The organism is Streptomyces panacea (assembly GCF_040560175.1).
GTDB lineage: Bacteria > Actinomycetota > Actinomycetes > Streptomycetales > Streptomycetaceae > Streptomyces > Streptomyces panacea.
Window position 1 is genome coordinate 18,027 of the sequence record NZ_JARJHW010000070.1, and the last position, 14,685, is coordinate 32,711.

The 14,685-nt window shown below is 71.8% G+C and carries 11 protein-coding genes; 7 read left to right on the plus strand and 4 right to left on the minus strand.

Annotation, left to right across the window (positions count from 1 at the left end; all coding sequences use genetic code 11):
* Nucleotides 1–15: 15 nt before the first annotated feature.
* Nucleotides 16–765, minus strand: a complete 750-nt coding sequence (locus tag P3L51_RS18285; protein WP_354606310.1) for a spermidine synthase family protein — start codon at nucleotides 763–765, stop codon at nucleotides 16–18.
* Between the two features lie 485 nt (nucleotides 766–1,250).
* Here P3L51_RS18285 and lon point away from each other — a divergent pair, with 485 nt between their 5' ends.
* Together lon and P3L51_RS18295 are read left to right on the plus strand one after the other, a co-directional pair.
* Nucleotides 1,251–3,656, plus strand: coding sequence for an endopeptidase La (lon, locus tag P3L51_RS18290; RefSeq protein ID WP_354606311.1), 2,406 nt, complete (start codon nucleotides 1,251–1,253; stop codon nucleotides 3,654–3,656).
* 394 nt (nucleotides 3,657–4,050) lie between these two features.
* Nucleotides 4,051–4,545 carry a MarR family winged helix-turn-helix transcriptional regulator gene (locus tag P3L51_RS18295; RefSeq protein WP_435594477.1) on the plus strand — a complete coding sequence of 165 codons (495 nt, stop codon included), beginning with the start codon at nucleotides 4,051–4,053 and terminating at the stop codon, nucleotides 4,543–4,545.
* 163 nt (nucleotides 4,546–4,708) lie between these two features.
* Here the strand turns inward: P3L51_RS18295 and P3L51_RS18300 are convergent, their stop codons facing one another.
* Nucleotides 4,709–5,491 carry a protein phosphatase 2C domain-containing protein gene (locus P3L51_RS18300; RefSeq protein ID WP_354606312.1) on the minus strand — a complete coding sequence of 261 codons (783 nt, stop codon included), beginning with the start codon at nucleotides 5,489–5,491 and terminating at the stop codon, nucleotides 4,709–4,711.
* A 474-nt stretch (nucleotides 5,492–5,965) separates the two neighbouring features.
* On the opposite strand from P3L51_RS18300, the gene P3L51_RS18305 reads away from it, so the two are divergent.
* Genes P3L51_RS18305 through P3L51_RS18325 form a run of 5 tightly spaced genes read left to right on the plus strand, consistent with a single transcriptional unit; the run spans nucleotide 5,966 to nucleotide 11,699 of the window.
* Nucleotides 5,966–8,869, plus strand: coding sequence for a sensor histidine kinase (locus tag P3L51_RS18305; RefSeq protein ID WP_435594478.1), 2,904 nt, complete (start codon nucleotides 5,966–5,968; stop codon nucleotides 8,867–8,869).
* Nucleotides 8,866–9,348, plus strand: coding sequence for a roadblock/LC7 domain-containing protein (locus P3L51_RS18310; protein ID WP_354606314.1), 483 nt, complete (start codon nucleotides 8,866–8,868; stop codon nucleotides 9,346–9,348). The genes P3L51_RS18305 and P3L51_RS18310 overlap by 4 nt, the downstream gene beginning before the upstream one ends.
* Complete coding sequence (locus P3L51_RS18315; protein WP_354606315.1) at nucleotides 9,345–9,803, plus strand: DUF742 domain-containing protein; 459 nt, start codon at nucleotides 9,345–9,347, stop codon at nucleotides 9,801–9,803. Before P3L51_RS18310 ends, P3L51_RS18315 begins: the two co-directional genes overlap by 4 nt.
* Nucleotides 9,784–10,413, plus strand: coding sequence for a GTP-binding protein (locus P3L51_RS18320; protein ID WP_354606316.1), 630 nt, complete (start codon nucleotides 9,784–9,786; stop codon nucleotides 10,411–10,413). The genes P3L51_RS18315 and P3L51_RS18320 overlap by 20 nt, the downstream gene beginning before the upstream one ends.
* 44 nt (nucleotides 10,414–10,457) lie before the next feature.
* Nucleotides 10,458–11,699, plus strand: coding sequence for a styrene monooxygenase/indole monooxygenase family protein (locus P3L51_RS18325; protein WP_354606317.1), 1,242 nt, complete (start codon nucleotides 10,458–10,460; stop codon nucleotides 11,697–11,699).
* Between the two features lie 34 nt (nucleotides 11,700–11,733).
* Here the strand turns inward: P3L51_RS18325 and P3L51_RS18330 are convergent, their stop codons facing one another.
* Together P3L51_RS18330 and P3L51_RS18335 are read right to left on the minus strand one after the other, a co-directional pair.
* Entirely contained in the window at nucleotides 11,734–13,050 is a 1,317-nt protein-coding gene (locus P3L51_RS18330; protein ID WP_354606318.1) for a C40 family peptidase, read from the minus strand.
* 220 nt (nucleotides 13,051–13,270) lie between these two features.
* Nucleotides 13,271–14,685, minus strand: a 1,415-nt coding sequence (locus P3L51_RS18335; RefSeq protein ID WP_354606319.1) for an outer membrane protein assembly factor BamB family protein, incomplete at its 5' end; no start/stop codon positions are given.

Genomic DNA, 14,685 nt, shown 5'->3' on the forward strand with positions numbered 1-14,685 from the left:
CCGGAGGTCTCCCGGCTACGCAGGGCGAACGGCGAGATGGACCACGTCAGGCACTCCTCGGGCAACTTGGATCTCTTCGGTCCTAACCCCGGTGAAACCGGCATTCCGCAGCGCCTCCTCGAAAGAGGAGGAGGGCTGCGCGGACCAGACGGCGAGGACTCCGCCGGGGTTGAGCCGCGCCAGGCAGGCGGCCAGTCCGCCGGGCGTGTACAGGCTCGCGTTCTCGTCGGTGACGGTCCAGCCGGGCCCGTTGTCGATGTCGAGGCAGAGGGCGTCGTAGCGGTCGAAGGGCTCGTCGGTGCCCTCCGCGGCCTCGGTCGCCGTACGCATGTATTCGACAAGATCGGTGTGGAGGATCACAGTGCGCGGGTCACCGAGCGCGGCGCCGGAGATCCGGGCGAGCGGTCCCGCGTGATGCCACTCGATGACGGCCTGCTCGCGCTCGACCACCACGATCCGGCCCCAGCGGGCGTCGGCGGCGGCGTGCGCGAGCGAGAAACCCACACCGAGCCCGCCGATGAGGACCGACGGCAGACCGTCACGGCGGTCGGGGGAGAGGGCGGCCTGCGCGGCGTCGACCAGCAGCCGCTCGGAGCGGCCGTCGGAGGTGTCCATCAGGAACGTGCCGTTGGCGATGATCTCGTGGATGTCGCCACCGCCGTGGGCGCCCGGCCGCCTCCGTAGGACGACCTCGCCGTACGGGCCGTCCCGCCGGTCGAGGGTCACGGGTCGGTCGTCGGTCGCTTCGGACGTGGGGTCGGGCACGGGGGCGTCTCCTCGGTTCTGCGGCTGACCGGGTGCGATGCCATCCTCGCGGGGTGCGCGGGGTGGCGACAAACCGGTTCATGGGGCGTGTGCCCGGGGGACGGGCGGACAGTCGTGCGGGGAGTCGACTGCTGTCCCCACCGGGCCCAGGTGGCCGCCGCTGTCCGTTCCCCCTGCGACGCCCGTGAGCGGGCCCGGGAGCCGCCGGGCGGCGATGTGTACAGAGGTGCAGGCCGTACCTGGTGGCGGAGAGGACGCCGGTGGTGGCGCCCGCGTCGCCGGCGGACGTTTCGAGCGTACGCAGCACGAGCCGGCCGAGGCCGCGCCCGCGGTGGTTGTCGGCCGGGCCGTCCGGCAGCGTCGAGCCCGGTGCCGGCGCCCCGATCGCTCAGAGCGAACACCCTCCCCAGGTATCCGGGGAACAACGGCAGGCTCACAAGCATTGAGCCCACATAGCTCAACTTTTGACTGCCGAAGGGGAGACCATGGCTGCCACGTCCACACCGCTCACCCTGCCCGTGCTGCCGCTCGACGACGAGGTCGTGCTGCCCGGGATGGTGGTGCCGCTGGACCTGTCCGACACCGAAGTGCGTGCCGCCGTCGAGGCCGCCCAGGCGGCTGCCGGCGACGACTCCGACGGGGGAAAGCCGAAGGTGCTGCTCGTGCCGCGCCTCGACGGGGCATACGCGGGGACCGGCGTCCTCGGCACCGTCGAGCAGGTCGGCAGGCTCTCCGACGGCGACCCCGGCGCCCTGATCCGCGGCCGGGGCCGCGTCAGGATCGGCGCCGGTACGACCGGGCCCGGACGGGCCCTGTGGGTGGAGGGGCTGCACGTCGAGGAGACCGTGCCCGACCCGCTGCCCGGCTCCGTCACCGAACTGATCAAGGAATACAAGGCTCTCGCCACCGACTGGCTGAAGAAGCGCGGCGCCTGGCAGGTCGTGGACCGTGTCCAGCAGATCGACGACGTCTCGCAGCTCGCCGACAACGCCGGCTACTCGCCGTTCCTCAGCACGGCCCAGAAGGTCGAGCTGCTGGAGACCGCCGATCCGGTGACCCGGCTGAAGCTGGCGACCGACCAGCTCCGCGAGCACTTCGCCGAGCAGGACGTCGCCGAGTCCATCGCGAAGGACGTCCAGGAGGGCGTCGACAAGCAGCAGCGGGAGTTCCTGCTGCGGCGCCAGCTCGACGCCGTACGCAAGGAGCTGTCCGAGCTCAACGGCGACCCCGGGGACGAGTCCGACGACTACCGGTCCCGCGTGGAGGCCGCCGATCTGCCCGAGCACGTCCGGGAGGCGGCGCTCAAGGAGGTCGACAAGCTGGAGCGGTCGTCCGACCAGAGCCCCGAGGGCTCGTGGATCCGCACCTGGCTGGACACCGTCCTCGAACTGCCGTGGAACGAGCGGTCGGAGGACGCGTACGACATCCGGGGCGCCCAGCGCGTCCTGGACGCCGAGCACGCCGGCCTGGACGACGTGAAGGAACGGATCACGGAGTACCTGGCGGTCCGCAAGCGCCGTGACGACCGCGGTCTGGGTGTGGTCGGAGGCCGCCGCGGCGGCGCCGTCCTCGCCCTCGTCGGTCCGCCCGGCGTCGGAAAGACCTCCTTGGGAGAGTCCGTCGCGCACGCCATGGGACGCTCCTTCGTCCGCGTCGCGCTCGGCGGTGTCCGGGACGAGGCGGAGATCCGTGGCCACCGGCGTACGTACGTGGGCGCGCTTCCGGGCCGTATCGTCCGGGCGATCAAGGAGGCCGGTTCGATGAATCCGGTCGTCCTGCTCGACGAGATCGACAAGGTCGGCTCCGACTACCGGGGCGACCCGGCAGCCGCCCTCCTCGAAGTCCTCGACCCGGCGCAGAACCACACCTTCCGCGATCACTACCTGGAGGTCGAACTCGACCTCTCCGACGTGGTCTTCCTCGCCACCGCGAACGTCCTGGAGGCCATCCCGGAGGCCCTGCTCGACCGTATGGAGCTGGTCCGGCTCGACGGCTACACCGAGGACGAGAAGGTCGTCATCGCACGCGATCACCTGCTGCCCCGGCAGCTGGAGCGGGCCGGTCTGGAGACCGGCGAGGTCACGCTGGAGGACGAGGCGCTGCGCAAGCTGGCGGGCGAGTACACCCGCGAAGCGGGCGTACGCAACCTGGAGCGCTCCATCGCCAGACTGCTCCGCAAGGTCGCCGCACAGCACGAGCTGGGCGAGCGCGAACTGCCCTTCTCCGTAGGAGACGGCGAATTGCGCGGGCTGATCGGCCGGCCGCACCACGTGCCCGAGTCCGCCCAGGACCCGGCCGAGCGACGCACGGCGGTGCCCGGCGTGGCCACCGGCCTGGCCGTGACCGGCGCGGGCGGAGACGTCCTCTTCGTGGAGGCGTCGCTGGCCGACCCGGAGACGGGCGGTTCGGGTCTGACCCTGACCGGACAGCTCGGCGACGTCATGAAGGAGTCCGCGCAGATCGCGCTCTCCTTCCTGCGCTCGCACGGCGCCGAACTGGAACTGCCGGTCGCCGACCTGAAGGACCGGGGCGTGCACATCCACTTCCCGGCGGGCGCGGTGCCCAAGGACGGCCCGAGCGCGGGCATCACGATGACGACGGCGCTCGCCTCGCTGCTGAGCGGACGCCAGGTCCGTACGGATGTCGCCATGACCGGCGAGGTCTCGCTGACCGGGCGCGTCCTGCCCATCGGCGGCCTGAAGCAGAAGCTGCTGGCCGCGCACCGGGCGGGCATCACGACGGTCGTGATCCCGAAGCGGAACGAGGCGGACCTTGACGACGTCCCCGCCGAGATCTTGGAGAAGCTGGAGGTCCACCCGGTGACGGATGTACGCCAGGTCCTGGAGATCGCGCTCTCGTCGGCGACGGCGGAGATCCCGGTCGCCGCGTAAGGCGGTGGCACCCGCGTCACCCGCCGTCACCCGCGTGACGGCGGAGTCGGGAACGCGAGGGGTGGGCCCCCGGCACTCGGTTGCCGGGGGCCCACCCCGTTCAGTTAGGTGCCGGCCGGCCGTCCCGGCCGTCCCTCCGTTTCGGGCCGGGCCGGAGACATGGGCAGCCCGTTGGGGGTGTCCGACGTAGGGGGGAGCTCATGACGTATCGACGTGTCGCGGTGTGGACATGCCAACACTCGCGCCGTGAAGGACGCTTCGGGGGCGGAACGGAGCGGCGGAACGGCCTCAGGCCGCTGCCGTTGGTATAAACCTGCGAAATACTGACAGAGCTGCGGCAATGGGCCCCGGCGACGGAGAACTTTCAGGAGCGGGAAAGCGCGCGATGGGTGTGATGGGTGCTGACGTGCACGGAGACGGTACGGCGAATGAACCCGAACCGGTCGGGAAAAGTGAGGTGGACCACGAATTCCTGGCGCTGGAGCGTGAGTTGGCCGTCTTTCTGCGGCGCGCCAGAGCCAATTCCGGCGAAATGGCCCGCGAGGTCCATCCCGACCTGGAGCCGGCCGCCTACGGACTTCTCGTACGGCTGGAGGAGACCGGTCATCAGCGTGCCACCGATCTCGCCGTCTACTTCGGGGTCGGCAAGGCGACGATGAGCCGTCAACTGCACGCGCTGGAAGCGCTCGGGCTGGTCACGCGCGAGCCCGATCCGGCGGACGGGCGCGCCTCGCTGGTGCGGCTCACCGGCGAGGGGGTCGCGCGCTTCCGCCGGGTTCGGGACGCGCGGCGCGAGCGGTACGTGCGCAAGCTGGCGGACTGGGACCGGGCGGAGGTCGCCGAACTGGCGCGGCTGCTGCACCACTTGAACGCGCGCGCGGAGAGCTGAGCGCGCCTGCCCGCCGGGGCGGGGCGGGGCGGTCGGGCCAGGAGCGGCGCGCGGCAGTGCGTACGGGGCGGCGGGCGGGAGCTGCTCCGCACGTACAACCGCCGCCCACGAGCCGAGACCGGTGCCTGTCCCGCGCCCGGACCCCAAAGGCGCGCTCCACGGTCTACGGCTCCACGTACACGACCGTCGCGTCGTCGTACGGCTTGCCCCGCCGGAAGGCCACCCCGTCCGGGTCCGCAGACTCCGCCGCCCGTACCCGGTCGATCAGCTCCTGCGGTCCGCTCTTCCTGACGAGCGCCAGACAGTCCGCCCAGTCACCCTCCCGGAACACCTCCACCCACCGCGCCGCGCCGTCGGTGAGGCCCACCAAGGCGTGTACCTCGGACGCCGGCGTCCGCCCCGTCACGGCCTTCGCCGCCACGTCCGGGTCGACGGCCGCGGTGAAGAAGCCGCCCTCCGCGTTGCGCAGCGCGTCCGTCGCGGCGGCCTGGCGGCGCACCGCGCGCGGAATCCGGTCCAGCCGGTCGTCCACGACGGCCCGCACCTCGCCGTCCGGCGACTCCAGGAGGAGGGTCGAGTCCGAGAGGACGAGGTGCTCGACCGTGTCCGCGTCCCAGCGCACCATGACGACGGTTGCCTGCGGCGTACGGGGGTGAGAAAGGTCACACGTGGAGCGGTGGGCGTCGGCCGTACGCCGGATCGACTCCGCGAGGGCGTCGGCCAGGGCCATTTCCCGGCGTGAAGCGGACAGTTCGGTCAGTGCCCCGCCGAGTCGCGCGGCGAACCACGGGACGCCGTGTACACAACCGTCGCCGTCCGGCGGAGGTGTCACACCGTCCAGCACGATGAGCGTGCCGCCGCTGCCCGCGGAGGGCGCGGCCACGGCGGTCCAGTCCTCGTTCGGGCGGGGGTGGCTGCCGGGGGCGGTGGCGATATCGATGCGCATGGACCCCAGTCTGCCCGAGAGCCCCGCCCGATCCGGTCCGGCGCCTTCACCGCGCCCACGCACCTCGGCCACGGCCCGGACACACCTCGGGCGCTCCTCGGTGCCCCTCCGCGTACGCCGGGTCTCCTCTCCGTACCGCGACGTACCCGGCGCGCTTTCTTCTCCGCCGGGCGCGGCACCGCGCCACCGGATGGCCGGAATGACCCGCTCCGCGACGATGCGGCCCGGCATCCTGCCAAAGCTCACGCGTAAGTTCCAACCGCCCCACCGAGCGCGTCCGTGCCGCGCGCCCGCGCGAGTTGTTCGCCAACTCCTCCTTGATGTTCACTCGTTCAGGTGGCGGAGCGGCCGATACGCGCCCCCTCCGAGAAACGCTGGAATGGTCGGAAGCCGTGCCAGGGGTGGAGGGTCATCCGGGTCTGACCGGACGTCATCTCCGCCTCGTGGGCGGACGAGTCGAGAATGCGAGCACCGGTGCAGAAGAAGCGGCCTCGGGGCAAGAGCGGCACGCGCGGCGGGTCCCAGGGCTCGGCAGAGCCCCGTAAGTCGGTGTCGGCCGGGGCGGCCGACATGACCGCGGCTCCCGCCGGGAAGCCCGTACGTGTACGCAGCCGGCTGGTCGTCGCGGTCGCCGTCGTCGGTGTCACCGTCGTGGCGGCGGGCATGCCCGCGGTCCTGGGCGCCTCGTCCGAACTGACCGACGCCCAGCGCCTGGTCACCCTCGCCGAGCTGAACCGGCAGACGGCCGTCCTCGCCCACTCCCTCGCCGACGAGCGGGACGAAGTCGTCGTTCATATCGCCGGGGGCCGTGAGGAGCCGGAGGGCGACGGTGGCGACGAGGCCGACGGCGATGACAAGGCGGGCGCCGACGAGAAGGCCGACGGCGCGCCGGGCGGGGCGCCCGCCACCCGCGTCGACCGGCAGATCGACGAGATCGACGCGGCCGCGTCCCCCGGGCTGCGCAGGGATCTCTCCACCGTCCCGTCCATCCGCCGCACCGCCCTCACCGGCAAAGGCACCGCACTTGAGGCGTACCAGGCGTACACGGACGTCATCGCCAAACTGCACGCCGTCGCGGACGAGGTCGCCGAGAAGACGCCCGCCGAGGCCGCCGACGGCACCCGCGCCCCCGCCGCGCTCGGCCGCGCCGTCGAGCAGGCGTCGGCCACCCGCGGCCTGCTGCTGGCCGCGCTCGCCGTTCCCGAGCCCAAGAGCACCGCACCGCAGTTCGACCCCGTCACCGGCCTGCCCATCCAGCCGAAGGACGACGACGCCGCCGAGAACGACCGCACCCGCGATGCGCTCAGCGCCGCCGCCCAGCAGTCCCGCGTCCACGAACTCGCCTCGCTCGCCGACTTCGACCAGTCCGCGGGCACCGTGGCGCGCGACTCCCTCGCCACGACCGTCACCGGGCCCGAGGTCACCACGGCGGAGAAGTACCTGTCCAGCCTCGCCGACAGCCCCGAACTCTCCGACAAGGACCGCGACGCAAACCAGGAGAAGGTCGAGTCGTCGCTGTCCAGCCGTATCGAGCAGATGCGCGGCGTCGAGTCCGGCATCGGCTCCGGCCAGCTCAAGCGGCTGGAGGGGCTGCGCGACGACGGGGTCACCTCGCTGGAGGTGAGCATCGCCCTCCTCGGCGGCCTGCTGATCGTCGCCGTCGGCGCGTCCACCGCCGTCGCGCGTACGCTCACCCGGCCGCTCGCCGTCCTGCGTATCGGCGCCGCCCGTCTGGCCTCCGAGCCCGCGACCGGGGAACCGGTCCGCTTCACCGGCCGCAACGACGAGTTCGGCCAGGTCGTACGGTCGCTCAACAGCCTGCACGCCACGCTCCTCGACGTGTCCACGCGCGCCGACAAGCTCAACAGCGACCGCACCGGACTGATCGGCGCCCGGCAGGCCATGGCCGACCAGCGCACCGAACTCCAGCAGCAGACCGCCGACATCACCGCGCAGCTGGAAGCGCTGCGGTACACCGTCCACCACTCGTTCGTGAATCTGTCGCTGCGCACGCTGGGCCTCGTGGAACGTCAACTCGGCGTCATCGAGAGCCTGGAGGAGCGCGAGCAGGACCCGGACCGGCTCGGTGTCCTCTTCAAGATCGACCACATGGCCACGGTCATGCGCCGGCACAGCGAGAACCTGCTGATGCTCGCCGGGCGCGAGCCCGGCGGGGGTTACCCGGGCCCCGTACCGCTCGTCGATGTCCTGCGCGCGGCCGTCAGCGAGATCGACAAGTACGAGCGGGTCACCATCCAGTCACTTCCGCCGCACGCCCAGCTAGCCGGCTTCGCGGCGGACGACATCAGCCATCTCGTCGCCGAACTCCTGGAGAACGCCACGTCGTTCTCGCCGCCCGACGCCCACGTCGAGCTGTCCGGCTGGATGCTGGAGAGCGGTGACGTGAAGCTCTCCGTGCAGGACAAGGGCATTGGCATGCCGGAGGCGCGGATCGCCGAACTCAACGAGCGGCTCGCCGACCCGGACGCGTACAAGCCGCAGCCGGCCAAGTCCGGGAAGTCCGCCAAGCCGGGGAAGACCGGCACCGACGGCGGCGCCGGCGATGACGGGCTCGGCCTGCGCGTCGTGGCGCTGCTCGCCTCCCGCCACGGCGTCGAGGTCACCCTGCGCGACCACCATCAGGGCGGGCTCGCGGCGGTCGTCGTACTGCCACAGGCCCTGCTCCCGACGGTCCCGCCGATCGCGGTCCCGCACCGGGCGACGGCAACCGGCGCGGCGCCGATGCCGCACCTTCCGGGGTCGGCCGCGGAGGCCAACTCCAATGTGTTGCAGGGGCGTTCGGACCGGGACCCGCTGGTGGGGGAGGACGGGGCGGCGGCGGAGAACGTCGCGCCTGCCGACGACCCCTACGCCATCGGTCCCGACGCGCACGAGCGCGTCGCCGACGTGGCGGACGACGTTGAAGACGACGCCGACGCTGCTGCCGACGGCGACGGCGACGTTGAAGAGACGGGCGGGACGGGCGGGACGCAACCGCTCACCGAGCCCGTCGCCCAGCGCGTCGCCGAGTCGCCCGCCGAAGCCGAAGTCGAGGCCGAAGTCGAGGCCGAAACCGAAGCCGTCACCGACAAGGGTCTGCCCAAGCGCACCCCCAAAGTGCTCAAGCCCGCCGACACGACGGCCGAGCGGCCGGGTAGCGTCGACGCGGACGCGTTGCGCCGCAGGCTCGGTGGGTTCCACCGAGGGGCCAAGGACGGCAGGCGCGACTCCGACGCCGAGCTTTTGGAGCAGACCGAAGTGCAGAAGCAGGGCAGTTCACCACGGAGCAGTGCGGTACCGCGGCAGCAGGACGCGATGGAGGGGACCGACGCGCGTACGGATGAGACGGGGGAAACTGTCGAGGAGGCACGCAGTTGACGGCGACCGGCACATTCGGACTGAGCAGTGAAGCCCGCGATCTCCACTGGCTGTTGACGAATCTCGTGGAGGAGGTGCGAGGAGCACGCTCCGTCGCGGTCGTCTCGTCGGACGGGCTGCTGCTGCTCTCCTCGGACCCGGAACGTCACGACCCCGCGGAGAGCGCGGGCGGGAGCAAGAGCCCGCGCGGTTCCAGCGCGGACCTCGCCACGATCATCTCCGGCATCAGCAGCCTCACCCTCGGTGCGGCCGAACTGATGGACGGCGGCGATGTGAAGCACACGATGGTCGCGATGGACGAGGGCAGCGTCTTCGTCATGTCGATCAGCGACGGATCGCTGCTCGGTCTGCACGCCGGCGCCGACTGCGACATGCACGCCGTGGCCTACCAGATGGCGGTGTTCGTCGGCCGGGCCGGACACGTACTCACCCCCGAACTCCGCAGCGAGCTGCGCAAGTCGATGGAGAGCGCCCGATGACATCGGTGTCCGCGACCGGATCGGCCCGTGGGCTTCCCGGCCGCGGCCTTCCCGGGCGCGGCCCGGACCGCCGTGTCGCGCGCGTACGCCCGTACTCGCTGACCGGCGGCAGGACGCGCTTCGGCCATGTGCTGCTGGTCGAGACGTTCGTCGCCGCGCTGGAGGCGTCCGAGGAGCGCAAGGAACTGTCGAGCGGTGGCGGCGACGGCGATGGTGGCGCCGCCGCCGCGTCGCGCGGCATGCCGGAGATGCGCGCCATCGTCGAACTGTGCGGGCGGATGCGGACCGTCGCCGAGATCTCGGCGCTGCTCAAGATGCCGATGGGAGTCGTCCGGGTGCTGCTCAGCGACCTGGCCGACCAGGGAAAGATCCGCGTGTACGGGACCGGCCACGACAGTGGCCCCCCGGACCGGGCGCTGCTGGAAAGGGTGCTGGGTGGACTTCGCCGTCTCTGACGCGTCAGATGACTCGGACGTCGCCGAAGAGGGGCTGCGCGACTGGCAGTTGGACCGCACCAGGGCGCCCGTCGCGACCAAGATCGTGGTCGCGGGCGGCTTCGGCGTCGGCAAGACGACCTTCGTCGGATCGGTTTCCGAGGTCAGGCCGCTGCGCACCGAGGCCCTGATGACGCGGGCCAGTGAGGGAACCGACGATCTCGCGGACACCCCTGGGAAGACCTCCACCACCGTCGCGATGGACTTCGGCCGTGTCACCCTCGACGACGACCTCGTGCTGTACGTCTTCGGCACCCCCGGCCAGCAGCGCTTCTGGTTCATGTGGGACGACCTGGTGCGTGGCGCGATCGGCGCCGTCGTCCTGGCCGACACCCGTCGGCTCGCCGACTGCTTCCCGGCGCTCGACTACTTCGAGAGCTACGGCCTTCCGTACATCGTCGCCGTCAACCACTTCGAGGGCACCGAGTCGTTCGAGGCAAAGGACGTACGGGAGGCGCTGTCAGTGCTCCCGCACGTACCCGTGATGATCATGGACGCGCGCAAACGGATCACCGTCGTCGAATCGCTGCTCGCCCTGGTGGGCCACGCCCTCGCCGCGGTATCCACATAGCCTGACAGCAGGCAAGCAGGCAGCAACAAACGGAGACCCCCGCCATGCGGAAGATACTCGTCGTCGGTGCCGGACAGTCCGGCCTCCAGCTCGCCCTCGGACTCCAGTCGTACGGGTACGAGGTCACCCTGCTGTCCAACCGCACGCCCGACGAGATCCGGACGGGCCGCGTCATGTCCACCCAGTGCATGTTCCACACCGCGCTCCAGCACGAGCGCGACCTCAAGCTGGGCTTCTGGGAGTCCCAGGCCCCGCGTGTCGAGGGCCTCGGTGTCTCCGTCGCCGCGCCCGACTCCTCCCGCGCGATCGACTGGGTGGGCATGCTGGACGGGATCGCCCAGTCCGTCGACCAACGGGTCAAGATGGCGGGCTGGATGGAGACGTTCGCCCAGCGCGGCGGCCAACTGGTCATCCACGGTGCGGCCGTGTCCGACCTCGACTACTTCTCCCGCGTCTACGACCTCGTCCTCGTCTCGGCCGGCAAGGGCGAACTGGTCGCGATGTTCGGCAGGGACGCCGCACGCTCCCCGTACGACACGCCGCAGCGGGCGCTCGCCGTCGCGTACGTCCACGGGCTCGGCCCGCGCCCCGAACACCCCGGATTCGACGCCGTCCGCTGCAACGTCGTGCCCGGCGTCGGCGAGTTCTTCGTGATGCCGACGCTGACCGTCACCGGCCGCGCGGACATCCTGTTCTGGGAGGGCATACCCGGCGGCCCGGTCGACGCCTTCCAGGGCATCAGGGACCCGGCCGACCATCTCTCCCTGACGCTGGAGCTGATGGAGCGCTACACGCCCTGGGAGTACGCCCGCGCCATGAAGGTGGAGCTGACCGACGCGAACGCCACCCTGGCCGGCCGCTACACGCCCACCGTCCGCCACCCGGTCGGACGGCTGCCGGGCGGCGGACTCGTCCTCGGTGTCGCCGACGTCGTCGTGGCGAACGACCCGCTCACCGGGCAGGGCTCCAACTCGGCTTCCAAGTGCGCCGCTTCGTATCTGGAGTCGATCGTGTCGCACGGCGACCGGGAGTTCGACGAGGCATGGATGCGGGCGACGTTCGACCGGCACTGGGAGAGCGCACGGCACACCACCAAGTGGACGAACGCGATGCTCGCCCCGCCCCCGGAGCACGTGCTGAAGATGTTCGCCGCCGGCGGCCGGCTCCAGCCGGTCGCCGACCGGTTCGCCAACGGATTCAACGATCCGTCGGACTTCGAGGACTTCTTCTACGACGCCGGGAGGACCGACGCGTATCTGGCGGCGGTCGGCGGCCGGTGCGATTGAGGCCCCGGAGCACGACCGGCTGATGCGCGCGGCCTCAACCCGCCTGTGGGGTGATCGAGTTGTTGCCGGTGTCGGCACCTTCGGTGGCGCCCGGCGGCAGCTCGGGCGGGTCGTACGACTCCATGTCGAGCGGCCCGGCGTCCGGATCGGGCCGTACGGCGCCGAGCAGCGGATTCGACGCGAGGGGGGAGACCTTCACCCGGCCCCCCGGGCGCGGGGCGTGGACCACCTTCCCGTCGCCGAGATACATCGCCACATGGGTCGCCTTCGGGAAGTACACCACCAGATCGCCGGGGCGCAGCTCGCTCAGCTTCACCCTCGGCAGCTCGGCCCACTGTTCCTGGCTCGTCCGGGGCACGCTCACCCCGGCACGCGACCAGGCCCGCGAGGTGAGCCCCGAGCAGTCGTACGACTCCGGCCCCTCCGCGCCCCACAGATACGGCTTGCCGATCTGCTCCACGGCGTACGTCAGTGCCTCGCCGCCCTCGGCCGACGGCGCCCGGAGGCTCCTGCCGAGGCTCGGGGTCGCGTCGCCCGTCGGGGTCGCGCCGTCAGTCGTGGTGGCGCTCCCCGTCGGGGTGGTGCCGCCCGTCGTGGTGGCGCTCCCCGTCGGGGTGGTGCCGCCCGTCGTGGTGGCGCTCTCCGTCGCGCCGGCGCCCTCCGTCGCGGTCGCGGCGTCACCGAGCGCGCCCGACGTGATCAGCTTCTCCTGGGCCTTGTCCGTGTCGGCGTCCTCGCGCTCGGCGATCGCCGCGATCTGCTCGGGGGTGAGCGAGGCGAGCATCCGCTCGACGTCCGTCAGCTTCGTCCGGACCGCGTCGCGCTGCTTCTTCTGCTTCGCGGCGAGTGCCTTCTGCTCGGCGAGTGCTTTCCGGGACCGTTCGGCGAGGGTGTCGGCGCGCCTCTCGCCGTTGGTGAGCCGTGCGACGGTCGACAGCCGATCACTCTGCGCACGGTCCATCAGATGCTTCTGATCGAGGGCGTGTTGGGGATCCCTGGACAGCAACAGCTGCACGTAGGCGGAGAGTTCGGAGGTTCCCTGATACTGCTGGCGGGCCAGCTGTCCGATCTGGGCGCGGCTGCGGACCAGCGCCTCGCGGGCGCCGGTGAGGCCCGCGCCGACACTCTTCACCTCGGCCTGCTGGGCGGTGAGCTTCACCTCGGTGGCGTTGTAGGCCTCGGTGGCCTCCTCGGCCTGCTGGTACAGCTTCCGCATTTCGGTGAGCAGTTCGGCGACGCCGCGGGGGGCGCCGCCGGGAACAGGTTCGGCGCCGGCCGGCGCGGCGCACGGTACCGCCGCCAGGACGGCGAGTGCCGCCGTACAGACGGACCGCAGCAGTCTGCCTGACATACCATCACCTCCGTTTGCGGGACGGCCTGTCCGACCCCAAGGTGATGATGCGGCGTCAATTGCCCTGCTCTCATGTGCTTACCGCACAATTGGGCGAGATGGCCGCATGCCACCACCCCCGGCGGGCCGAAATCACGGCCCCCGGCGTGGCGGATTGCGACCCCGGCACGGTGGCTCGCGGCACGGTGCCCTGCGGCGCGGTGGTTCGCGGCCCCGTGGGTCAGTCGACCGGCAGCGCGTAGAACGTGCCGCCGCGCCGGATCACCGCGGTCTTCCCGGCCATCAGCGGCTGGTACGCGGGCGTGGCCACGGCCACGCCGTCAGCGGCGGGCGAGGGGGCCGGCTCGCCGGCGTTCTGGAACTTCCAGAGCCGCTTGCCGTCCGCCGCCCCGAACGCCGTCACCTGAAGCCCGTCGGCCGACAGCACCGTCCGGCCGCTCTCGCTGAGCGAGATCCGGGGGACACCGTTCCAGGCCGGGCCCTCGGTCGTGCCCTTCCAGCGCTCCATGCCGGAATCGGGGTCGACCGCGTACACCTCCTGGAAGCGGTTCGCGACGTAGAGCGTGGAGCCGAGAAGTGTCCCGGTGCCGAAGGCGAACGAGTTCTGGCCCGGCACTCTGGGCGCGCCCGCCCTGCGCCACAACTGCTTGGCGTCGGCGGTGTCGTACGCGTACAACTGGTCGGCCGCCGCCGCGAACAGCCGGCCCTTCGCGTCGCCGACCGAGCCGCCCGTGGGCGGCACCGCGCCGAACGACTTCGACCAGGTCAGCTTGCCGTCGGCGCGGCCGAAGCAGTGATAGACGGCCTTCCCCTTGCCTGCCCTGACCTGGGCGGGCAGCAGCGACTTGGCGTCCTGGCGCACCACAATGTCCGCCTCGCGTACGGCGATCAACTGGTAGACGGGCGTCAACGGCGCACGGCCGTTGGAGATCGCGGAGCGCCACAGCTCCTTGCGGGTCGTCAGATCGAAGGCGAAGAGGAAGGTGCGGACCGTGGCCGCCTTCCCCGTACCGGACGTGTGCGACCCGGTGAACCAGACCTGGCCGTCACCGGTCCCGGCGACGCCGGCGACGGTGAGGCCGGGCACGTCCGTGATGCCGTCCGCGTAGTCGACACGGTGCTCGACCGCGCCCGACGCGGTGGAGATCCAGAGCAGACCGGTGGCTCCGGCGACGAAGGCGAGTCCACCGGAGGCGGGCAGCGCCTGGTGGAGGGCGGCGGCCTGGTCGTTCCGCCAGAGCCGCTTCCCGGTGCGTGCGTCCACGCCGGTGGCGCCCGACCCCGTCGTGAGGAGCAGGGTCCGGCCGCCGATGACGGCGGCGTTCAGGATCTCGTCGGCCGCCGGCTTCTGCTCGTACGCCCAAAGGGCTTCGGGCGGCAGTCCGGCCAGGCCCTTGGGGGTGGTGTTGCCGGGCTTGCTGTCGGTGCCGGCGGACGGCTCGTCGTCGGCGAGTGCGAGTACGCCCCCGCCGCCGATGACCAGCCCGGCGGCGCCGGCGGCGATCCCGGTGATGAGCGCGCGCCGCCCGAGGGGCTGACCGAGGGGCTGCCTGAGCGCGGCGAACCGGCCCGAGCCCGATCCGGTGGGGGCGGCGGCCGGCGGGACCGGCACCGGCACCGGGACCGGCACCGCGG